The 20,895-nt window shown below is 62.8% G+C and carries 27 protein-coding genes; 22 read left to right on the top strand and 5 right to left on the bottom strand.

Annotated elements, in window-relative coordinates; genetic code table 11:
* Positions 1-5: 5 nt before the first annotated feature.
* The 4 genes from SJI03_RS24480 to SJI03_RS24465 are packed head-to-tail and all read right to left on the bottom strand — an operon-like array spanning position 6 to position 2,294.
* Positions 6-278, bottom strand: a complete 273-nt coding sequence (locus SJI03_RS24480; RefSeq protein ID WP_034757874.1) for a flagellar biosynthetic protein FliQ — start codon at positions 276-278, stop codon at positions 6-8.
* A gap of 3 nt (positions 279-281) precedes the next feature.
* Positions 282-1,052 (bottom strand): flagellar type III secretion system pore protein FliP, encoded by a 771-nt coding sequence (gene fliP, locus SJI03_RS24475; RefSeq protein WP_322428925.1) that lies wholly within the window; start codon positions 1,050-1,052, stop codon positions 282-284.
* The gene (locus tag SJI03_RS24470) at positions 1,049-1,414 is read right to left on the bottom strand and encodes a FliM/FliN family flagellar motor switch protein (protein WP_077403184.1); all 366 of its coding nucleotides are present in this window, start codon (positions 1,412-1,414) and stop codon (positions 1,049-1,051) included. The genes fliP and SJI03_RS24470 overlap by 4 nt, the downstream gene beginning before the upstream one ends.
* Position 1,415: 1 nt before the next feature.
* Positions 1,416-2,294, bottom strand: coding sequence for a FliM/FliN family flagellar motor switch protein (locus tag SJI03_RS24465; protein ID WP_322428924.1), 879 nt, complete (start codon positions 2,292-2,294; stop codon positions 1,416-1,418).
* A 552-nt stretch (positions 2,295-2,846) separates the two neighbouring features.
* Between SJI03_RS24465 and SJI03_RS24460 the strand changes: the two genes are divergently transcribed.
* From SJI03_RS24460 to SJI03_RS24380, 17 genes are all read left to right on the top strand, one after another.
* Complete coding sequence (locus SJI03_RS24460; RefSeq protein ID WP_099380180.1) at positions 2,847-3,185, top strand: flagellar hook-basal body complex protein FliE; 339 nt, start codon at positions 2,847-2,849, stop codon at positions 3,183-3,185.
* Between the two features lie 60 nt (positions 3,186-3,245).
* Complete coding sequence (fliF, locus tag SJI03_RS24455) at positions 3,246-4,976, top strand: flagellar basal-body MS-ring/collar protein FliF (RefSeq protein WP_322428923.1); 1,731 nt, start codon at positions 3,246-3,248, stop codon at positions 4,974-4,976.
* The gene (locus SJI03_RS24450) at positions 4,954-5,994 is read left to right on the top strand and encodes a flagellar motor switch protein FliG (protein ID WP_035818015.1); all 1,041 of its coding nucleotides are present in this window, start codon (positions 4,954-4,956) and stop codon (positions 5,992-5,994) included. Before fliF ends, SJI03_RS24450 begins: the two co-directional genes overlap by 23 nt.
* Positions 5,991-6,680 (top strand): flagellar assembly protein FliH, encoded by a 690-nt coding sequence (gene fliH / locus SJI03_RS24445; RefSeq protein WP_034787861.1) that lies wholly within the window; start codon positions 5,991-5,993, stop codon positions 6,678-6,680. Before SJI03_RS24450 ends, fliH begins: the two co-directional genes overlap by 4 nt.
* Entirely contained in the window at positions 6,677-7,987 is a 1,311-nt protein-coding gene (gene fliI / locus SJI03_RS24440) for a flagellar protein export ATPase FliI (protein ID WP_099380183.1), read from the top strand. Before fliH ends, fliI begins: the two co-directional genes overlap by 4 nt.
* 8 nt (positions 7,988-7,995) lie before the next feature.
* Positions 7,996-8,433: a flagellar export protein FliJ gene (locus tag SJI03_RS24435; RefSeq protein WP_070289072.1), complete on the top strand. Its 438-nt coding sequence runs from the start codon at positions 7,996-7,998 to the stop codon at positions 8,431-8,433.
* A gap of 89 nt (positions 8,434-8,522) precedes the next feature.
* The gene (fliD, locus tag SJI03_RS24430) at positions 8,523-9,932 is read left to right on the top strand and encodes a flagellar filament capping protein FliD (RefSeq protein ID WP_099380184.1); all 1,410 of its coding nucleotides are present in this window, start codon (positions 8,523-8,525) and stop codon (positions 9,930-9,932) included.
* 50 nt (positions 9,933-9,982) lie between these two features.
* Positions 9,983-10,372, top strand: coding sequence for a flagellar export chaperone FliS (fliS, locus tag SJI03_RS24425; protein ID WP_035818009.1), 390 nt, complete (start codon positions 9,983-9,985; stop codon positions 10,370-10,372).
* A 31-nt stretch (positions 10,373-10,403) separates the two neighbouring features.
* Complete coding sequence (locus SJI03_RS24420; RefSeq protein ID WP_233516324.1) at positions 10,404-10,682, top strand: hypothetical protein; 279 nt, start codon at positions 10,404-10,406, stop codon at positions 10,680-10,682.
* Positions 10,679-11,827: a flagellar hook-length control protein FliK gene (locus tag SJI03_RS24415; protein WP_322428922.1), complete on the top strand. Its 1,149-nt coding sequence runs from the start codon at positions 10,679-10,681 to the stop codon at positions 11,825-11,827. The genes SJI03_RS24420 and SJI03_RS24415 overlap by 4 nt, the downstream gene beginning before the upstream one ends.
* Positions 11,827-12,303 (top strand): flagellar basal body-associated FliL family protein, encoded by a 477-nt coding sequence (locus tag SJI03_RS24410; protein ID WP_099380187.1) that lies wholly within the window; start codon positions 11,827-11,829, stop codon positions 12,301-12,303. The genes SJI03_RS24415 and SJI03_RS24410 overlap by 1 nt, the downstream gene beginning before the upstream one ends.
* A 33-nt stretch (positions 12,304-12,336) precedes the next feature.
* Complete coding sequence (locus tag SJI03_RS24405; protein ID WP_322428921.1) at positions 12,337-13,080, top strand: FliA/WhiG family RNA polymerase sigma factor; 744 nt, start codon at positions 12,337-12,339, stop codon at positions 13,078-13,080.
* A gap of 56 nt (positions 13,081-13,136) precedes the next feature.
* Positions 13,137-14,051, top strand: coding sequence for a flagellar motor stator protein MotA (gene motA, locus SJI03_RS24400; RefSeq protein WP_034757817.1), 915 nt, complete (start codon positions 13,137-13,139; stop codon positions 14,049-14,051).
* Entirely contained in the window at positions 13,978-15,039 is a 1,062-nt protein-coding gene (locus SJI03_RS24395) for a flagellar motor protein MotB (RefSeq protein WP_099380188.1), read from the top strand. The genes motA and SJI03_RS24395 overlap by 74 nt, the downstream gene beginning before the upstream one ends.
* A gap of 16 nt (positions 15,040-15,055) precedes the next feature.
* Complete coding sequence (gene flgM / locus SJI03_RS24390; protein ID WP_034757812.1) at positions 15,056-15,346, top strand: flagellar biosynthesis anti-sigma factor FlgM; 291 nt, start codon at positions 15,056-15,058, stop codon at positions 15,344-15,346.
* A complete protein-coding gene (flgN, locus tag SJI03_RS24385; RefSeq protein WP_099380189.1) occupies positions 15,343-15,783 on the top strand; it encodes a flagellar export chaperone FlgN in 441 nt (146 codons plus the stop codon). The genes flgM and flgN overlap by 4 nt, the downstream gene beginning before the upstream one ends.
* Complete coding sequence (locus tag SJI03_RS24380; protein ID WP_322428920.1) at positions 15,770-16,522, top strand: glycoside hydrolase family 73 protein; 753 nt, start codon at positions 15,770-15,772, stop codon at positions 16,520-16,522. The genes flgN and SJI03_RS24380 overlap by 14 nt, the downstream gene beginning before the upstream one ends.
* A gap of 7 nt (positions 16,523-16,529) precedes the next feature.
* Here SJI03_RS24380 and flgA read toward each other — a convergent pair whose 3' ends face one another.
* Positions 16,530-17,177, bottom strand: coding sequence for a flagellar basal body P-ring formation chaperone FlgA (flgA, locus tag SJI03_RS24375; protein WP_322428919.1), 648 nt, complete (start codon positions 17,175-17,177; stop codon positions 16,530-16,532).
* A gap of 254 nt (positions 17,178-17,431) precedes the next feature.
* Here flgA and flgB point away from each other — a divergent pair, with 254 nt between their 5' ends.
* Genes flgB through SJI03_RS24350 form a run of 5 tightly spaced genes read left to right on the top strand, consistent with a single transcriptional unit; the run spans position 17,432 to position 20,884 of the window.
* Entirely contained in the window at positions 17,432-17,794 is a 363-nt protein-coding gene (flgB, locus tag SJI03_RS24370; protein ID WP_034758109.1) for a flagellar basal body rod protein FlgB, read from the top strand.
* A gap of 8 nt (positions 17,795-17,802) precedes the next feature.
* Entirely contained in the window at positions 17,803-18,219 is a 417-nt protein-coding gene (flgC, locus tag SJI03_RS24365) for a flagellar basal body rod protein FlgC (protein WP_034757795.1), read from the top strand.
* Between the two features lie 3 nt (positions 18,220-18,222).
* A complete protein-coding gene (locus SJI03_RS24360) occupies positions 18,223-18,876 on the top strand; it encodes a flagellar hook capping FlgD N-terminal domain-containing protein (protein WP_099380192.1) in 654 nt (217 codons plus the stop codon).
* 56 nt (positions 18,877-18,932) lie between these two features.
* Positions 18,933-20,129, top strand: coding sequence for a flagellar hook-basal body complex protein (locus SJI03_RS24355; protein WP_322428918.1), 1,197 nt, complete (start codon positions 18,933-18,935; stop codon positions 20,127-20,129).
* A gap of 26 nt (positions 20,130-20,155) precedes the next feature.
* Positions 20,156-20,884 carry a flagellar basal body rod protein FlgF gene (locus SJI03_RS24350; protein WP_099380194.1) on the top strand — a complete coding sequence of 243 codons (729 nt, stop codon included), beginning with the start codon at positions 20,156-20,158 and terminating at the stop codon, positions 20,882-20,884.
* Positions 20,885-20,895 lie beyond the last annotated feature (11 nt).

Genomic DNA, 20,895 nt, shown 5'->3' with positions numbered 1-20,895 from the left:
CGGCGCTATCCGACCAGGGTGGCGGCGCGCTGAAAGATGGATACGCAATAATCCATCAGGTAACCGGCCATCCAGCGTCCGGCCAGGATCAGGGCCAGCAGGGTGACCAGCAGGCGCGGCAGGAAACTCATGGTCTGTTCATTGATCGAGGTGGCCGCCTGCACCAGCGCGACCAGCAAGCCCATGAGCAAACCGGGCACGACCAGGATCACCACCAGCAGCATGACGACATGCAGCGCTTCGATGATCAGGTCGACGGCGACTTCAGGGGTAAACATCGATCAATAGCCCTGTATGCTGGTAACCAACGTGTTGACGGTCAGGGTCCAGCCGTCGACCAGCACGAACAGCAGCAGCTTGAACGGCAGCGAAATGACGAGCGGCGAGAGCATCATCATGCCCATGGCCATCAGCACGGACGCCACCACCAGATCGATGATGAGGAACGGTATGAACAGCATGCAGCCGATCTGGAACGCCGTCTTGAGTTCGGACAAGACAAACGCGGCCAGCTTGACCGTGAAACTGTGGTCTTGCGGGCGCATGCTGGACGGCTCCCCGGCCAGGTGCGCGATCTGCGCCAGCGCGGCCTTGCTCGTCTGCGCCAGCATGAAGCGCGAAATCGGCACTTCGGCGATCTTCAGGGCTTCCTGCATGCCGATCTGGTCGCGGTCGTAAGGCACGAACGCTTCCTTCCACACCTGGTCGCCGATGGGGCGCATGACCAGCAAGGTGAGGATCAGGGCGATGCCGGTGACGATACGGTTAGGCAAGCCCTGCTGCAGGCCCAGGGCCTGGCGCAGCAGGGACAGCACGATGACGAAGCGGGTAAAGCTGGTCATCATCATGACCATCACGGGCAGCAGCCCGAGCAGGGTCATGACGACCAGGATCTGCATCTTGACCGACAAGTCGGTCTTCGCGCCCGGCACCACGCCGGACAGCAGGTCCTGCGCGCCAGCGGCGTTGCAACACAGCATCAGAGCGGGAACAGCCAGCGCGGCAGCCAGCGCGCCGCGGCGCCGGCTCAAACCGGGTACCGCCAGCTTCATGCTGTCATCAGGTCGAGATTGAGGCCGTCGAGGTCGATGACTTTCAGGCCATAGTTCTCGCCGGCCACCACCACTTCGGCGCGGCCGATCGGCGTGCCGTTGACCTTGATCACCAGCGGTTCGCCGGCCAGCATGTCGAGTTCGATCACGCTTTCCGGGCCGATGGCCATCAATTCCTCCAGCGAAATGCGGGCCGAGCCCACTTCCAGGGTCAGAGTGACGGGAATCTTGCGCATCATCTGCGGAATGTCGCGTCGCGCGCGGCCGCTGGCCACGTCGGACACATCGCCCTGGTCGATGATCATGTCATCGCCCAGGTCTTCCAGCAAGGTTTCGCTCTGGTTGGTATCGGTCATATTCATATTATTCGACATCTTCAAAGGAGGTTAAACAGAGCTTGCCCTTGTGTTCGGAAACAGCAGCTGTAAAGAGACGGGAGTCGTCGAGCATGACGTCGGTACGGCTGAGGCTGACGGGAATCACGTCACCCACGCGCAGGTCGAACAAGGCGCCCAGTTGCACCTGTTTGCTGACGAGCCGGCCTTCCAGCGTCACTTGCAGGCGCGACGCGAGCGGACGCACGCTGCCACGCAGGGCTTTCTTCGCTTGCGCGCGCTCGGGCAGCAAGCCGCGCAGCACGTCGGCCATCAGGCGCTTGTCCAGCGAGAACCAGAACTGGCCGCTCTGCCCCGCCTCGACGTCGCTGAGCGCCACGGTGACGATCCAGCTGCCGCGCACCGGATGCACGCCCGACTGCACGGCGACCTCGGCACTGGTGTCGATGTCGCTGCTTTTGCCCAGGGTTTGCAGGTTCTTGTGGACGCGGGCGAACAAACTGCTCACCAACTGTTGTCCAAGCACCACAGCGAGGCGCTCCTCCGTGGCTGTCACGCGCACCTGTGCCGGATCGGGCAACGCCCCCTTGGCACCGGCACTACCATAGCGATAGTTCAGCACGCTCAAGAGTATCTGCCGTTCGAGGGCAAAGCCCGTCTGGCTGGCCGGCGTGGAAAAACTCAGCCAGCGGTTCACGCTGTCCTCGTTCTCCACGCGCGACAAGGTCACGGCGTCGATCTGGAAATTACCCCAGTAGCGACGGCTCATCGGCTGGCGCAGGGCCATGGCCAGGTCGTCGCGTAGCTGGGCGCCGAATACATGCAGCAAATGGACAGGACGTCCAAGCAGACAGGAATCGAGGACTTGATGGCGCACAGTTTGATCTGTCTTGGTAAGGATTGTCATGTAGTGGTCATGTCGGTATTGCGGTGGCAGAACAAATTATACGGATCGCCCGAAATTAAATACAGCATCATCTTGACCTAGGGTAACGGTCCGCAAGCAAACGATTGCGCATCGTATCGCATGCTAGATGACTACGGTGCTGAACAATACATGAAAAAGCTAAATATTGCCATGTATCAATATTCCTTGAGGCAATCCTCTCTTTACTTTATAGTTGCCGCGAGGTAAGCTTATAGCGACAAAATATAGATTTGCAGTGCGCCATTCCGCTTACCTGATTCCGGTTTTTATGGCAGTTTCCAGTCCCGCTTATTGCCACCAGAAGAAACTTTTATCAGATAATTATTAGTTATCATGGCCATGTAAATCATGTCGGCGCAGGTCTGCCGGGTTTGTTTGAATCTGCTTGAGCGGATGGTGTGGCAACTGATAAAACTGATGGCCCCCGCAAAACGGGCCGGGCAAGATGGCATGGGATGTCATGCCTGCCGGAATGGCAACACCAGTAATTTCTGATTGATACGTCACCGCATATTGAAAGTAGAGGGCACGATGAGCAACGAACTCGCAGGTCTGATCAAGGCCGATCTGGCAGCACTGAGCAATGACGCGCGCGCCTTGGGCGCCAGCATCGCGCCCGCCGCCCAGTTCGGCGCGCCGGAACAAGCCGGCTTCTCCTTTGCGCAAAGCATGAAAGACGCCATCGGCAAGGTCAACGGCGATGACCGCATGGCTGCGCAGAAAATGAGCGACGTCGACAGTGGCAAGAGCGACGACATGGTCGGCGCCATGCTGGCCAGTCAGGAAGCGAGCCTGTCCTTCTCCATGTTGATGCAAGTGCGCAACAAGGTCATGGGCGCCGTCGACGAACTCATCAAACTGCCTCTGTAATCTTCACGTCCTGAACCACGCCCAGCCTCCCAGCGAAAGTTACCCCAAGTGATTACCCCCATGAAGTCCGCATTTGCGCGCTGGCGCCTTGGCGCCCAGCCCGCCATCCCGCCCGCCCTGCTGAAAAACCTGGTTCCCATCGTCGTGCTGGCCATCGGCATCACCGCCATGGTGACCATGTATGCCTGGCGCGACCAGGCCAACTACAAGCCGGTGTTTGGCGCGCGCGAAAAAGTGGCCGTGACGGACATGATGGCCACCCTGGACGCCGAACACATCCCCTACCGCCTGCATCCGGACAGCGGTCAGGTGCTGGTGCCCGACGCCATGCTGGGCAAGGTGCGCATGCTGCTGGCCTCGAAAGGCGTGACGGCGCAACTGCCGGCCGGCCTGGAACTGATGGACAAGAATGACCCGCTGGGCGTTTCCCAATTCGTGCAGGACGTGCGCTTCCGCCGCGGCCTGGAAGGCGAACTGGCGCAAAGCATCATGACGATGGACGCGATCGCTTCGGCGCGCGTCCATCTGTCGATTGCGAAATCGACATCGTTTGTCGCCAGCGACGGCGACAAGTCGTCCGCCTCGATCGTCGTGGCGCTGAAACCGGGCCGCACCCTGGCGCCGGAACAGATCGCCGCCGTCATCAACATGGTGGCCGGCAGCGTCGCCAGCCTGGCGCCCACGCGCGTGAGCCTGGTCGACCAGGGCGGCAACCTGCTGTCCGCGCACATCGACCTGACGGACGGCTTCGACGCCTCGGCCGCCGGCAATGAAGGCGCGAAACGTTTCCAGGATGAAATTCGCCGCAACGTCACGGGCTTGCTCGGCCCCGTCATCGGCGAAGACAACTTCAAGCTCAGCGTGACGGCCGCCGTGAACAATGACCGCGTGGACGAAACGCTGGAAAAATACGGCGAAGCCCCGAAAGTGACGAGCGAAGCGATGCGCGAAGAGCAGGAACGCAACCGCACCGTGGCCGGCATTCCCGGCAGCTTGTCGAACCGTCCGCCAGCGGCCGCCGTGCCGGCACCGGCCGATGCCGCCGGCGCCGCACCCGCCGATGGCGCACCGAAGCCATCCGACGATGGCACGGCCCGCAAGAACGCCACCACGCGCCAGTACGCCTACGACCGCAGCATCACGCAGATCAAGCGCAGCCGTGGCCGCCTGGAAAAACTCAGCGTCGCCGTGGTCCTCAACAGCGCCGCCGCACCGAATCCGAAAACGGGCTGGACCCCTGCCGAACTGGGCAATATTGAAAAAATGCTCAACAGCGGCCTCGGCATCAACGCCCAGCGCGGCGACAGCCTGAGCCTGACGGCGCTGGCCTTCCCGGCCAAGCCGCCCGTGGCGCAGTGGTGGGAAGAGCGCGACACCGTCGTCGATTTCAGCAGCTGGCTGCTGTACGCCCTGGGCGCCGTGCTCGGCTACTTCCTGATCCTGCGTCCGCTGCTGCGCCTGCTGACCACGCGCCTGGCGCCGCCAACACTGAAACAGCTCGATCCCGCCATGGCACTGGGCGGCAGCAGCGCCGCCGGCACGAATGGCGCGGCCGTTGCCGGCGCGCCAGCCCTGGGCGTGAATGGCAGCCCGCTGGCGCTCGAAGGCGAGTCCGCCGGCGGCAACATGCCGGTTGTACCGCTGCTGGAAAACTATGACTTGCCGCCACCTGGCTCGGCGGTCGACGTGATGGTCGACCACCTGAAAGTGCTGGCTGAAAAAGAACCCGAGCGTGTCGCCGAAGTCGTCAAACAATGGATGCAGAAAAATGGCCGAACTCAACAACAATAATCCCTCCGACGGCGCCGAATACGAAAGCGTCAGCCTGAATCCCGTGGAACAGGCAGCCATCGTGCTGCTGAGCATCGGCGAAGAACAGGCCGCCAACGTGCTGCGCTGCCTGTCGCGTGAAGAATTGCTGGAAGTCACGCAAGTGATGTCGCGCATGAGCGGCATCAAGGTCGAATCCGTGAAAACGGCGATGCAGACCTTCTTCGACGACTACCGCCAGCAAAGCGGCGTGCATGGCGCCTCGCGCAGCTACCTGAAGCGTTCGCTGGACATGGCGCTGGGCAGCGATATCGCGAATAGCGTGCTGAACAATATTTACGGCGACGCGATCCGCCCCAAGATGGCGCGCCTGCAGTGGGCTTCGCCGAAATGGCTGGCCGAATACATCGTCAACGAACACGTGCAGATGCAGGCCGTGTTCCTGGCCTTTCTGCCGCCCGCGCTGGCCGGCCAGATCCTCGATGCCCTGCCCGTCGAAGGCCGCGACCTGGTCTTGCTGAACCTGGCGCGCCTGGACGAGATCGACCGCGACCTGCTGGTCGAACTCGACGAACTGGTGGGCCGCTGTCTGGGCACGCTCGACACGCAAAGCACCAGCGTGGAAGGCATCCGCCAGGCGGCAGAGATTCTCAACCGCATGCCGGGCAACCGCGCCGCGCTGGTCGAACTGCTGCGCGCGCACGATCCGGACGTCGTTTCGGAAATCGAACTGAGCATGTACGACTTCCTGATCCTGGCCACGCAGAGCGATGTCACGCTCACGCGCATCCTGGAAGACGTGCCGATGGAACAGTGGGCAATTGCACTGAAAGGCGCGGAACCGTCGATCCGCGACGCCGTGCTGAAAACCATGCCGCGCCGCCAGGCACAGAGCTTCGAAGACATGATGCGCCGTTCCGGCCCCGTGCCACTCTCCCGTATCGAACAGACGCGCCAGGAAATCATGGCCACCGTCAAGGGCCTCGCCGATGCAGGCGAGATCGAAGTGCAACTGTTTGCCGAAGCGGTGATCGAATGAAACACTTCCGCTCGTATCGCTTCCCTCCCCTGTCGCAATTCATCGCCGCCGGCCAGCGTGCCTCCAACGAGGACACGGATGGCCAGTGGCAGGCGTCCGTCTCGGAAGGCTTCGAGCAGGGCCAGCGCGACGGCTACGAAGTGGGCCTGGTGCAAGGCCAGCAGGACGGCTACGACACCGGGCGCAACGACGGCATGGCGCAGGGCCGCGAAGAAGGCCGCAATGAAACCCTGGTGGCGCTGGACCGCCTGGCGCGCCCCGTCGACGCGATTTTGCGCGACCTGAAAAAAGTACGCGCCGATTACCGCGAAGCCCAGCGCAAGGAAGTGGTCGACCTGGTGGCCAAGGTGGCGCGCCAGGTGATCCGCGCGGAACTGGCGCTGCAGCCGGTGCAATTGCTGGCCCTGGTCGACGAGACCCTCGCCTCGATGCCGCCCACGCGCGAGGAAATCGACGTTTTCCTCAATCCGGAAGAATTGAAACGCATCAGCGAACTCGATCCGAAGCGCGCCAAGCGCTGGAACCTGATCGCCGACGCGCGCCTCGACGCGGGCGAATGCCGCATCAAGGCGGGCGACAATGAAGTCGACGCGGGCTGCCATCAGCGCCTGTCAGCCTGCATGGAACAGGTCAGCAGCCACCTGGCGCTGGCCGCCGAACACGCAGACCAGGGCGCGCCTGCATGATCGCCGACACGCTGCGCAGCTTCGAGATCGGCGATATCCCGGTCGCGACACCGACCGGCCGCCTGGTCGGCGCGTCCGGCCTGCTGCTGGAAAGCGCCGGCTGCCGCCTGCACACGGGCCAGCGTTGTCAAATTGAAACTGTGAGCGGCGAATGGCTCGACGCGCAAGTCGTCGGCTTTCGCGAAAAACTGTCTTATCTGATGCCGTTCAAGAAAGCCACCGGCCTGACCACCGGCGCCAGGGTCCTGCCCCTGCCCGACAAGGCCAGCCTGCAAATTGGCCCGTCGTGGCTGGGCCGCATGGTCAATGGCCTGGGCGAGCCGATCGACGACCTGGGCCGCCTCGGCGGCGAACACATCCTGGAAGTGACGCCGCCAAAAATCAATCCCCTGAAGAAACAACCAGTGGTCGAACCGCTGGATGTGGGCGTGCGTGCCATTAACAGCATGCTGACCCTGGGCAAGGGCCAGCGCGTGGGGCTGATGGCCGGTTCCGGCGTCGGCAAGAGCGTGCTGCTGGGCCTGATCACGCGCCAGACGGTAGCCGATGTCGTCGTCGTCGGCCTGATCGGCGAGCGCGGCCGCGAAGTACGCGAATTCGTGGAAAAGTCGCTCGGCGCCGAAGGCTTGAAAAAGGCCGTGCTGGTGATCGCGCCGGCCGATGAATCGCCCTTGATGCGCATCATGGCCACCGAACTGTGCCATTCGATCGCCGCCCATTACCGCGACCAGGGCAAGCACGTGCTGCTGCTGGTCGACTCGCTGACGCGCTATGCCATGGCCCTGCGCGAAGTGGCGCTGGCCCTGGGCGAGCCGCCGGCCACGCGCGGCTATCCGCCGTCCGTCTTTTCGAACTTGCCGCAACTGGTGGAAAGCGCCGGCAATGGCGCCCACCCGGAAGGCAGCATGAGCGCCATCTACACGGTGCTGGCCGAGGGCGACGACCAGCAGGATCCCGTGGTCGACACGGCGCGCGCGATTCTCGACGGCCACATCGTGCTCACGCGCGAACTGGCCGAGCGGGGCCACTACCCCGCCATCGACATCGCCGCCTCGATCAGCCGCTGCATGGCGCAGGTGATCACGCCGCCCCACATGCAGGCGGCGCGCGCGCTGAAAGCATCGATGGCGCGCCATGCGCGCGTGCGCGACCTGATTCCGCTGGGCGCCTATGTGCCCGGCGCCGATCCGATCACCGACCGCGCCGTCCAGTTGCACGCGCCCATCGAAGCCTTCCTGTGCCAGGGCACCAAGGAAGAGGCGCCGATGGGGCCTTGCATCGAACAACTTGAACAGATCATGGCCTAGGAGCATACGTGAGCGACGCGCATACCATCCGCAACCTGACCACCCTGGTCGGCCTGCGCAGCACCGAAGTGGAACGCCTGCAAGGTGAAATGGCGGCGCAGACGGCCGTGCGCGAGCGCTACCAGAAAAACCTGGAACGCCTGACGGGCCTGTACACGGATAGCGGCCCCAGCGGCGCCCTGCCCCTGGCCCTGTCCGTCAACTGCGGCAACTTCAAGCAAGCCGTGATGCAGATGGCCGACCAGCACCGTACCGATTTGCACCTGCACGAAGCCAACATGGCCGTTTCGCAACGCGCGCTCAATACGGCCTGGGCCAAGCGCGAAGTGCTGGACCAGGTGCTGACGCAAAAACAAAAGCATGTTGCAAATGAGCAACAACGAGTTGATGCCAAGCGGCAAGACGAGCTGGCGACCCAATTCTGGTTCCGCGGGCAGGTAAAATGAGGTTTGTGTAAGTTTCTTTCAGGAAAACTTCACAAAACGGGAATGGGGGTCGCCTTGTACCGGTATATCCCTTTATTCAGGAGTCTGGCATGGCAAGCGTAATTACTGCACCGCAATACGATCCGATCCCAACGGCCGAAAAACTGGCTACCAAGGCTGTCGCTGCGCAAAAGGCAGCCCTGCAGGCGCAGAACACGCTGGCCAGCAACACCAGCACGGCGCTGGGCAACCTGAAGTCGGCCATCTCGACCTTCCAGAGCGCCATGTCGAGCATGACCAGCAGCAAATCGGTGCTGAGCCAGTCCGCCACCTTCCCGGCCGCCGGCTACGGTTCTGCCACGGCCGGCATCAATGCGACGCCGGGCACCTATTCCTTTTTCGTTGAAAAACTGGCCACGGCCAGCCAGATGTCGTATGGCGGCCTGAGCAGCGTAAATACCGCCGATGGCACGGGTACGCTGAAAGTAAAAATTGGCGATGGCGTGGGCGACAACACGCTCGACATCGACCTGGCCGCCGCCGACAAGGATGGCAACGGCACACTGACACCCCAGGAAATCGCTGCCGCCATCAATGGCAACAGCAAGAACAATTCGCGCGTCACCGCGTCCATCGTGACCATCAACAACCAGGCGCAACTGGTACTGACGTCGAATGCGACGGGCATTGCAAACGCCGCCACGCTCGACGCCAGCGGCGTCAATAATATCGCGCTGAAAGGCGCGCTGATCGCGCCGGCCAACATCAAGGAAGTCGTCAAGGCTGACGACGCCACCGTCTGGCTGGGCGGCAAACCCGGTGGCACGGCCATCACGCAAGCATCGAATACCTTCACCAACGTGCAGGACGTGAAAATCACGTTCACCCGCGCCATGAGTGCCGCCGAAGCGCCCGTGACCTTGACTGTCGCCACGGACAGCAGCGGCACCGCCGCCAACGTGCAGGCATTCGTCGATGCCTACAACAAGCTGAAAAGCCTGATGGATGGCCTGGCCAGTCCCGGCAACCCGGAAAAGGGAATTGCCGCGGGCATCTTCGCCCATGATTCCGGCCTGAATGCCCTGCGCAGCAGCATGGGCGATGCCCTGCGCCTGAACGTCAATGGCGTATCGCTCGTCTCCTACGGCATTACGGCCCAGCGCGACGGCACGATCAGCCTCAACGCCGCCAAACTGACGGCCAAGCTGGCCGACAACCCGACGGGCCTCGACAAGCTTTTTGGCAACAACAGCCTGTCCGCCCCTGCCGGCGTGCTCGGCAGCATGGACAAGGTACTGGGCCAGTGGAGCAATATCACCAAGGGCCAGATCACCCAGCGCCAGGCCGCCACGGAGAAGCTGCAGAAAAGCCTGGTCAAGAGCGGCGAGCGCCTCACGGCCCAATATGACACGGCATACAAACGTTTCCTCGATCAATTTACACGCCTGCAAGTCATGCAGGAGCAAATGAGCAAGACGTCCGATATGTTCGATGCCATGTTCAGCAACAATAAATCCTAAGGCGGATGCGCCTGCCGCGCCGCCACAGTTAACATAGCGAGAATACAATAATGTTAAACAATGAAGCTTACGGCAACTACCACGCCGTCAACCTGGATGCCCAGACCGCCCGCGCCACACCGGTCGAGCTGGTACTGGTGCTGACGGACGGCCTGCTGGAAGAACTGGCGCGCGCGCGCGGGCATATCGTGGGCAAACGCTACGAACAAAAGGCCGTCAGCCTGGATAAATGCACGCAGATCATCAACGGTCTGTCGAGCTCGCTCGATTTCGACAATGGCGGCGAAGTGGTCGTCAATCTGGCGCGCCTGTACGATTATTGCGTGGCGCGACTGTACACGGCCGGCATCAAGCTCGACCCGACCCTGATCGACGAAGTGACGACCTTGATGACCACCATCAAGCGCGGCTGGGTGGGCGTCCAGGCCAACAATGCCTAGGCGCGCTGCGCTGCAGCAGCTGAGCCGGCAATTGAGCGCGGCCATCGCGCAGCCGGACTGGGAGGCGATGGAAAAACTCTCGGCCAGCCTGGCGAAAAACATCCCGTTGCTGGCCGAACGGGGCGCATGGAATGCACTGGAACAAACAGAATTGTTGCAATTGCGCAAAATTCACGCGCAAGCGGTTAAAATTTGCTCTGAGGAAAAAGAACGCCTGGGTCAACACCTGGGTGCATTACAGGCAAATAAGGAAGGTTGGGTCGCCTACGCCGCGCTCGGCGAATACGACTCGGACGGGAATCAAGCATGATCATGAACTTCAATACGGCGCCGGCCGCTCCGGCACCGGCAGCCACGGCGGCATCCGCACCTGCACCAGCGCCGGCACAGGCCGCTGCCTTGCCCGGCACGCCAGGCTATGGCAGCACTGGCGCCGCGCCCTCCGCCCTGCCCCTGTTTGCGCAGGTGCTCGATGTGACAGCCGTGGAAACGGCCGACGCGGACACGCCCGCGCCCGCGCCCACCAAGGATGGCGACAGCGACAGCCAGGCCGACAGCAGCCTGCCAGCCATGGCCGCGCCCGTCATCGGCTTGCCGGTGACGATACTGCCGCCAACGGACGCGGCCGCAGCAGAGGCACGCGCCGCCGCCCAGGCGCAGGCACAGACACCGGTGCAATCGAATGTGGCGCAAGCCAACCCGGCACTCAACATCAGCCTGCATCCGACGGCAATCACCCTCACCGCACAGGGAACGGCACAGCCGGCAGGCCGCGATACGCGTGAACCGCTGGCCGCCGCCAATCCGGCGACCGCTGCCAAAGGCAACGCGACGGCACAGCCGTTCGAAGCGCTGCTGCAGCAAGCCGCTCCAATGACGGCCGCCGCCGCCGCCCCTGCCGCGCGCGAAGGCGAACGTGGCGCCGCGACGCCAGCCCCCGCCACGCCCAACCTGGGCCTGACAGGCGCGGTCGGCAATACGGCTGCAGCGGCCCCGACCGGCGATACCATCAAGCTCAGCGGCCCTGCCCAGCAATGGCAGGAACCGCTGCGCGAAGCGCTGGGCGAACGCCTGCAGACGCAGATCGGCCGCAACAGCGAACACGCGACGATCCGCCTCGACCCGCCCATGCTGGGCCGCATTGAAATTTCCATCCGCCACACGGCTGGCGCGCTGCAGGTGAACGTCACGGCGTCGAACTCGGAAGTGTTGCGCCAGCTGCAAGGCATCGGCGAAAACATGCGCAGCGACCTGGCGCAGCGCCAGTACACCGAGGTGGCCGTGAATATCAGCGCCACCCCGCGCAGCCCCGCCGCCCAGGCCTTTGCCGAAGGCGATGCGCGCGGCCAGCGTCAACCTGGCCGCCAGAACGACGACGCGGAACCGGGACGCGCCCTGTCCGACGGCAGCCCTGCCGGTACCACTTACGCCATGCATGAGCGAGAGACTGCCTGATGAATATGAAAATGAAACTGATCGGCGGCTTTGTCGCCGTGGCCGTGCTGGCCGCCGGTGCGGCTGGCGGCGCCATGTGGTACCTGGCCAAGCCGGTTGCCGGCCATGCCGAGGTGGCCGACGCAAAAGCCCCGCCACCGCCCGCCACGGGCAAGAAGGCGCGCAAGTTCCTCACGCTTGACAAGGTCATCGTGATGCTGCGCCGCGGCCCGGGCGAAGGTGAAACGCATTACCTGTCAGCCGACCTGGTGATCGCCACCACCGAGGAAAAGGAAAAGCTGACCAAGGACCACTTGCCGCTGATGCGCTCGATCGCCGTCAGCACCCTGTCGAGCTTCCCGATGGACAAGGCGCAGACGATGACGGTGGAGCAATTTGCCGAACAGATCAACAAGGCCTTCAATGTCAGCTATGAACGCGAGCAGATGGAAAAACCGTTCACGGAAGTCATGGTCGGCAAGCTGATCATTGAATAAGCCAACACGCCAGCCGACCTAGTGGGAGATCCCTTGGCCTATGTAGAGCAATACCAGGAAGCGTATGGCGCCGGCGAATATGCCGCCGCCGGCGCTTGCGCGGCCGTGCTCAGCGTTGCTGAAGAGCAACAACATCTGGTGGCGTACTCCCCTTTGGTGAAACGCATCGTGCGCCAGCTCAATTCGCAGGTGTCGGGCGCCATCGACCGCGACGACATGGAACAGATTGGCCTGATGGGCTTGCTCGAAGCCTTGCGCCGCTACGGCGTGCCGGACCAGTCGTTCGGCAGCTATGCCAGCCTGCGCATCCGCGGCGCCATCCTCGATGAACTGCGGCGCCAGGACTGGCGTCCGCGCGCCGTGCGCCAGGAAAGCCACCGCCTGCGCGACAGCGTGCGCGCCCTGACCCGGCGCCTGGGGCGCGAGCCGCTGGAAGCGGAAATCATGGCGGCCCTGAAACTGACGCCGGAAGCCTTCCAGGAATACCAGTTGGCGGAAAACGCCGAACTGATCGCCAGTTTCGACGAAGTGCTGCAGGAAAGCCTGGGGCAAGCCGACAGCGCACCGAGCCCGGAAGAGCAATTGATGGTGCGGCGCAGCCTGGAACAGGCGCTGCGCACGCTGGACGAGCGGGAACAGCGCGTGATCCAGATGTATTACGAATTCGAACTGAGCTACAAAGAAATTGCCGCCGTGCTGGACCTGAGCGACGCCCGCGTCTGCCAGTTGAACAAGACGGCGCTGGGCAAGATGAAAACCATGCTGCAAGACGCATAAGTTTCAGCACTATCCATCAAATTGACGCAGCACAATGACGCAGAAAGGCAGTTGACATGGTAATTATCGGTATCTTAATCGTGATGGGGTGTGTATTCGGAGGCTTCGCCCTGATGGGCGGCACCGTCCATGCGATCTGGCAACCGGTCGAGTTGATCATCATCATCGGCGCCGCCGTCGGCGCCCTGGTGCTGGGCAACCCCAAGCATGTACTCGGTGAAATGCTGCATCAGATGCGCAAGATCGTCACGCACAAGAAGCAAGGCTCGGAATTCCAGCGCCAGTTGCTGCTGCTGATGTATGAACTGCTGCAAACGGCCGCCGGCGGCCTGAAGGCGCTCGACGCCCACGTCGAGGCACCGCGCGAAAGCGCCCTGTTCCAGCGCTATCCGCTGGTGCTGGAAGAGCCGAAGCTGCTGGCCTTCATCGTCGACAACTTCCGTTTGATGGCGATGGGCAAGATCAACGCGCATGAGCTCGAAGGCGTGCTGGAGCAGGAACTGGAAGCCATCCACGACGAATTGCTGCAACCGTCGAAATCCTTGCACAAGATCGCCGAAGCCATGCCCGGTTTCGGTATCCTGGCCGCCGTTCTCGGCATCGTGATGGCCATGAATTCCGTGGCCGACGGCGCCGATGCGGCGGAAATTTCGGAAAAAGTGGGCGCCGCCATGGTCGGTACCTTCATCGGTATCTTCTTTTGCTACGGCGTGCTCGATCCGATGTGCAACATGATGAAACAGCTGGTGGGCGAGGAAGGCTCGACCATGGAATGCGTGAAGGTCGTGCTGGTCACGCACGTGGCGGGCAAACCGCCGCTGCTGGCCATCGATGCGGGCCGCCGTCTGGTGCAGCTGAACATCAAGCCAAGCTTCGCCCAGCTGGAAAGCTGGATCAATGCGCTGGAAGATGGCGGCGCCGAACAAGAGCAAGGCCAAGGCCGGGGAGGCCGCCGTGCTAAAGCCGCATGAGAAACATGAACAGGCCATCATCAAGCGTGCCGGTCGCAAGCATGATGACGATGGCCATGGCGGCGCCTGGAAAGTAGCGTTTGCCGACTTTTGCCTGGCCCTGCTGTCGCTCTTCCTCGTGCTGTGGCTGATGGCCGCGCGCGAGCAGCAGGCGATGAAGGAAATCATGATGGATGCGTCGGCAGGCAGCCGCCAGGGCGAAGGCCAGGGCGTCATGCCGGAACAGAAAGGCGGCCCGCGCGGCAGCCTGATCGAGCGTTTCCCTATGCCCCGCAAGGGCACGGGCGACACGCGCACGGAAGGCAAGCAGATGCAGGACGGCAAGGCCGGCACCGCACCGCAAAACCAGACCAAGGTCAGCTACCAGTCGCCGGAAGACTTGCTGTCGCTGTCGCGCGCGCTCGACAAGCTCAGCGATGAAGCGGGACTGAAGAGCAATCTGCAATCCGTGATCACGCCGTACGGCTTGCGCGTCATGCTGCACGATACGGACAAGCAAGGCATGTTCGTGCGCGGCAGCGCCGTGCCGACCGACCGTTTCCGCAAGCTGCTGCGCCAGATGGGCCCCGTGTTTGCGCAAATGGATAACCAGATGCTGATCGTCGGCCATACCGACTCGATGCAATACGCCAATACCGGCTACGAAGGCTTTTCCAACTGGACCCTGTCGGCCAACCGCGCCATGTCGGCGCGCGCGCAATTGTTGATCGGCAGCATGAGTCCGGACAGCGTGCTGCAAGTGGTGGGCATGGCCGACCGCGCACCGCTGGACGTGAAAAATGCCAGCGCCGGCATCAACCGCCGCATCGAACTGTTAATATTGACGCGTGGCCAGGCCGACAGCATCGCCGCCATGTTCGGCATGGCCGGACAAAAGCCGCAAGGCGAAGAGCTGCAAGTGGGTGAACCGGATGCGGGCACCTTGCAGCGCCTGCGCGAGAAACTGGGCCTGCCCGCAAAGAAGGAGCGGGATGAGCATGCAAATTAAGGGCAAGGGACAACGTATGAAAATCTCCTCCGGCAATACCGGCGCTGCCGTACGCAGCAGCGCCGTCGCGCCGGCCGAGGCGATCGCCGAGAACGCGGGCGCCGCAGGCGCCATGGGCGGCTCGTCGGCCGGGGCGGAACTGCAATCGGCCGTGCTGCAACCGGCCATGGCCGCCCTGCGCGCCATGCCCGAGATCGATCACGAGCGCGTGGCCATGCTGCGCGATGCGCTGGCCAAGGGTGAATTGCCGTTCGATCCCTCAAAACTGGCAGGCTTGATCCAGCGTTTCCACGGCGGCGAATCATGACCGCACCGCGCAAGGGCATCACGCGCCAGGAAGCCATGCGCCGCGTACTGCAAGGCATGGCGGATGACCGCGCCGGCTATGCCGCCCTGCACACCTTGTTGGAAGAGCAATTCCAGGCCACCCTGCACCACCAGAGCGCGCAGCTGACGGCACTGGCCGACCAGGTCATCGCCGCCGTCGAGCCACTCGATGCGCGCCGCCGCCAGCGGGTCAGCCTCGTCACTGCCCTGCTGGGCCCGCAAGGCGATATGCCACAATTGTTTGCGCTATTGCAAGAAGATGCACGCGCCACCGCCGAGCGCGACTGGGCAGCGCTCGAGCAGATGGTGCTTGAATGCAAGCGCCTGAATGCCCGCAACAGCGATTTATTAACAGAGCAGTACAGCATCATGCAGCGCGTGCTGCATGGCGAGGAAGATACGTATGCGCCAGGCTGATTTCCTGACCACCCGCGCCACGGCGGCAACGCCATCGACGGCAGCCACATCCGCCGTACAGAGCAATATGCGCGCCACCGACGCCACCAGTTCCAGCGGCAACTTCAGCAGCGTATTCCGGCAAGTACAGGGCGAAGTGGCCCGCTTCATCGAACAGGGCGGCGGCAACGCCACCAACCTGAACCCGCAAGGCCGCGCCTACCTTGAACAGAGCCAGCCCGTGAATGTGCTGGGCAGCATCAACCAGGGCGGCGAGATCGGCGAAACGCAGCAGCAATTCCTTGCCTCGATCAAGCCATGGACGCAAGAAACGGGCGCGCGCCTGGGCGTGGCGCCGGAAATCGTCGCCGCCCACGCGGCGCTGGAATCGGGCTGGGGCCAGCGTCCGCTGCGCCAGGGCACGGGCGCGGACACGAATAATCTGTTCGGCATCAAGGCCGGCGGGAAATGGCAGGGCGACGTGGCCAGCAATGTCACCACCGAATACGAGGCCGGCAGCGGCACGGCCCTGAAGAAAACGGAACGCTTCCGCAGCTACCCGGACCAGGCCAGCGCCTTCCGCGACTATGCGCAAGTCTTGCTCGATAACCCGCGCTACCGCGCCGCCCTGAATACGGGGGCCGACGCCGGCGCTTTCGCGCAAGGCCTGGCGCGCGGCGGCTACGCCACCGACCCCAACTACGCCGCCAAGCTGACACAGCTGGCGACGCGTCTGCAGCGCACGGCCGCCGCAGACTGATCTTTCCTTAACGGCCGGGAAGTTCGGCCGGCTCCACCACGCCCGCATCGACCACCCTGGCACGTATCACCGTGCCGCTGGTGGCGTTGCGCACGCGAATCACCTCGCCCAGCGCGCCCGGATCCAGCGCTTCACCGGCCATGCTCACTTCCACCTGCTCCTTGCGCGCCACGATATTCACCGCGCTGCCCCGCTTGATCAACACGGGCGACGCCAGTTGCCCTTGCCGCAGCACTTCGCCGGCGCGCAAGCTGCGCCGGCTCGACAGGCCAACGGCGCCGGGCAAGGAGGCAATACTGTCGGGCACCATCGTCACGTCGCGCCGCGCCAGGGTCACGTCGCCCGCCTGCAGCGGCGTATTCGCCGTGACGGGGGCGCTGGTGACGGCCACCTGGGCCGTGATGCTGCCGCGCGCCAGCATTTCATAGCGCCAACCGTTGCTTCCAGGACACACTGCCACAAAGCGCATGCGCTGCGCCGAACGGCTGTCCGCCGTTTCCAGCGCGACGGGCGCCGCGCACGCCGGCACGGGGCGCGTGCTTTTCACCACGATCACCTGAAACTGCGGTTCCAGCAATCCCGCCGAGGCTGCTTGCTGCACCAATTGCTCGCGCGCCAATTGTTCCACACGCGAAAATATATTGTCGGCTGGCAATTCTGCCCGTCCTGCACTACTATATAGGCTGGTCAGTAAAAAGAGGCCCGGAAGCAGTATGTGACGACATTGCGCCTTGTTCCACATCGCGGAATAGTTCTCAAAGTAAATCATTGCTAACCTTAATCAAAGATACTGAAGCGGCATGACCTTACCATGCGTCAACATGACCAGGCTGGGATTTTACCTCTGCACCACCTATTTTCTAGCCCGAACCGCAAAAAGCACGATCGAATTCAACACAAAGGATGACCATGGGGATTAATTTCAAGGATGCGCTGGGCGTGCACGCCGATGCACTCGCGCTGCGTGCCGACCGCACACGCGTACTGGCCGCCAATATCGCCAATGAAAACACGCCCGGCTTCCAGGCCATGGACATGGATTTCGGCAGCGCCCTGCAACAGTTGCAGGACAACGAGGCCGGCCTGCTGTCGACCGATGACGATGCCAGCGCCCTGTACCGCGTCCCCTACCACCCTAGCCGCGACGGCAATACCGTCGAAATCGGCGTCGAGCAGGCGGCGTTCTCGCAGAACGCCACCGACTTCCAGACCAGCCTCACTTTCGTCAACATGAAACTGAAGGGTCTGTCCAAGGCCATTTCCGGACAATAAGGATCAGCATGAGCTTCCAGGATATTTCCAAGATCGCCGGTTCGGCGATGGCGGCGCAAACCGTGCGCCTCAATACCATCGCCAGCAACCTGGCCAATGCCGATTCCGTTGCCGGTTCCGAAGGCGAAACCTACCGCGCGCGTAAACCCGTGTTTGCGGCCGTGATGGATGGCCCTGGCGCCAGCGGCGCCGGCGGACGGGTACAGGTCCTCGACGTGGTGCAAAGCGATGAGCCGCTGCGCAAGGTGTATGAACCGGGCCACCCGATGGCCAATGCCGATGGCATGGTGTTCTACCCCAACGTCAATCAGGTGGCCGAGATGACCGACATGATGTCGGCGTCGCGCGCGTTTGAAACAAATGTCGAAGTTCTGGGCCGCATCAAGTCGATGCAGCAATCGCTCCTCAAATTAGGTGAAGCATAATCCATGGAAACCAATCTCTTTACAAACAACACCAGCGGCAGCAACAGCAACAGCAATGCCGTCAAGTCGCAAAGCAATGCCACCCAGGATATGTTTACCAAGTTGCTGGTCGCGCAGATCAAGAACCAGGATCCCCTCGCGCCGACCGATCCGAGCCAGTTCGTCAATCAATTGACGCAGCAGGCACAAACGGAAGCGATGCAAAACCTGTCGGCGCTGACCAGCGCCAATGCCAGCGTGCTGCAATCGATGCAGGTGCTGGCCCTGGGCGCGCAAGTGGGCTCCGAAGTGATGGTCAACAGCGAAACCGTCCAGCTCGACAAGAGCAAGGTCAGCGGTACCATCGCGCTGGCCGCCGGCACCACCAAGACCACCGTCACCCTGAAAGGGCAGGACGACAAGGAATACAAGATCGAACTGGGCGCCAAGTCGCCCGGCACGGTGCCGTTCACCATCGATCCCGTGGCCTTGGGCTTGCCTGCCGGCACCTACAGCATGAAGGTCAGCACCAGCGGCGCCGAAAAACCAACGGTCGACATTGCAGGCAAGCTTAACAGCGTGCGCCTGTCGTCCAGCGGCAGCATGATACTGAGCGTGTCGAACCTGGGCGAAGTCAACCCTGGCGCGATCACCGGCTTTAATGGCAAGACGGCCTGATCCGGCCCTTGGTTCCCCAAACACACTAATCTCGTCCTTCACTAAAGGAAGTCAACATGAGTTTCGACATCGCCCTGTCCGGTATCCAGTCCATCAACCAACAGTTGAACAGCACCAGTAACAATATCGCCAATGCCGGCACCTACGGTTTCAAGAGCAGCCGCGCCAACTTTTCGGCCATGTACGCCGGTTCGCGCGCCACGGGTACGGAAATCGGTTCGGTCACGCAAAGCATGTCGCTCAATGGCGGCGTGCTGAACACGGGCCGCGCGCTCGACGCCGCCATCGACGGCCGCGGCTACTTCGTCGCGCGCGATGCGCAAAACACCATGAGCTACAGCCGCGTCGGCATCTTTTCGGCCAGCAGTGATGGCAAGCTGATCGACTCGAACGGCCGCCTGGTGCAAGGTTATGCCGCCGTCAAGGGCAGCACCACCCTGGGCACTATGGGCGACATGAACATTCCGACGGGCCAGATTCCCGCCGTGGCGTCGACCAAGCTGGCGTATGCCGCCAACATGTCGTCCGAATGGACCATCAAGACCGTGCCCTTCGACAAGACTAGCGAACTGAGCTACAACAGCGCCAAGTCCTCGATCGTCTACGATTCGCTGGGCGCCAAGCACTCGCTGGGCCAGTACTTCGTCAAGACGGCAGCGGGCGTGGACGTGCACTACACTCTGGACAACGTCGATGTAACATTGCCAGGACCGGCGCCGCTGGTGACAAGCATGGCCTTCAACACGTCCGGCAAGCTGACGATGACCGCGCCGGTCACGCTGGCGCTGGGCACGCCGCCAGGCGCCGCGCCGCTGTCGATCGCCATCGATTACACGGGCACGACCCAGTTCGCCGGCGAATCGACCACCTCGACCGACCGTTCCGACGGCTATGCCTCGGGCACCTACACGGGCGTGGAACTGGCCGATGACGGCTCCGTCGTGGCGAAATACACGAACGGTCAGAAGCAAAGCATCGGCGTGATCGCCCTGGCCACCTTCCCAGACGAAGGCGCCTTGACGGCCGTCAACGATACCAGCTGGGTCGCGTCGACCACGTCCGGCACCGCCATCTATGACCGTCCAGGCGTCGGCATGGCCGGCAAACTGGTGACGAGCTCGCTGGAACAGTCAAACGTCGACATCACCTCCGAACTGGTGGGCCTGATGACGTCGCAGCGTAACTACCAGGCGAACTCGAAAGTCATCTCGACCGAGAACGCCATGCTGCAATCGCTGATGCAAGCGCTGTAATCCACGATACGCAAAGGTAAAGAGCAATGGATGCGCTGATTTATACCGCCATGAGCGGGGCCGACCGTGCCCTGCGGGCACAGCAGGTACACGCCAACAACCTGGCCAACATCGAGACGGGGGGCTTTCGCGCCAACCTGGAAGTGTCCACTGCCCAGCCGTTGCAAAACGGCTATGGCTACGACGACCGCCACATGACGCAGACGCAGTCGAGCGCCATCGGCACGCGCACGGGCGCCATCAAGGAAACGGGACGCGAACTCGACGTGGCCGTCACGGGCCCCGGCTTTCTCGCGGTGCAGTGGCAAAACGGCGAAGCCTACACGCGCGCCGGCGCCATGGACCTCGATGAAACGGGCGCCCTGACCATCAATGGCCGGCCCGTGCTGGGCGAAGGCGGTCCCATCACGATTCCTGAGCACACCAGCCTGTCGATCGGCGCCGATGGCACGATTTCCATCCAGGTGCCGGGCACCGCGCAAATGCAGACGGTCGACAAGCTCAAGCTGGTCAACGCCGAAGCGGGCGAGCTGACCAAGAACGAGGCGGGCCTGATCGTGGCGCGCGGCGGCGAAGACTTGCAAGCCGATCCGACGGTACGCATCCGCGACCGCCACCTGGAAGGCAGCAACGTCTCGGCCGTCGAGGAAATGGTCGCCACCATGAGCCTGAACCGCAGTTTCGAGATGCAGATGAAAATTTTCAAGGCCAGCGATTCCATGACGGAGTCGGGCAACCGCCTGCTGGGCGCCTAAGCCCAACGCCA

It is taken from the genome of Janthinobacterium sp. GMG1 (assembly GCF_034427795.1).
Taxonomy (GTDB): domain Bacteria; phylum Pseudomonadota; class Gammaproteobacteria; order Burkholderiales; family Burkholderiaceae_D; genus Janthinobacterium.
Note: the sequence above shows the minus strand (reverse complement) of the source record. Positions and strands in the feature narration are given on the sequence as shown.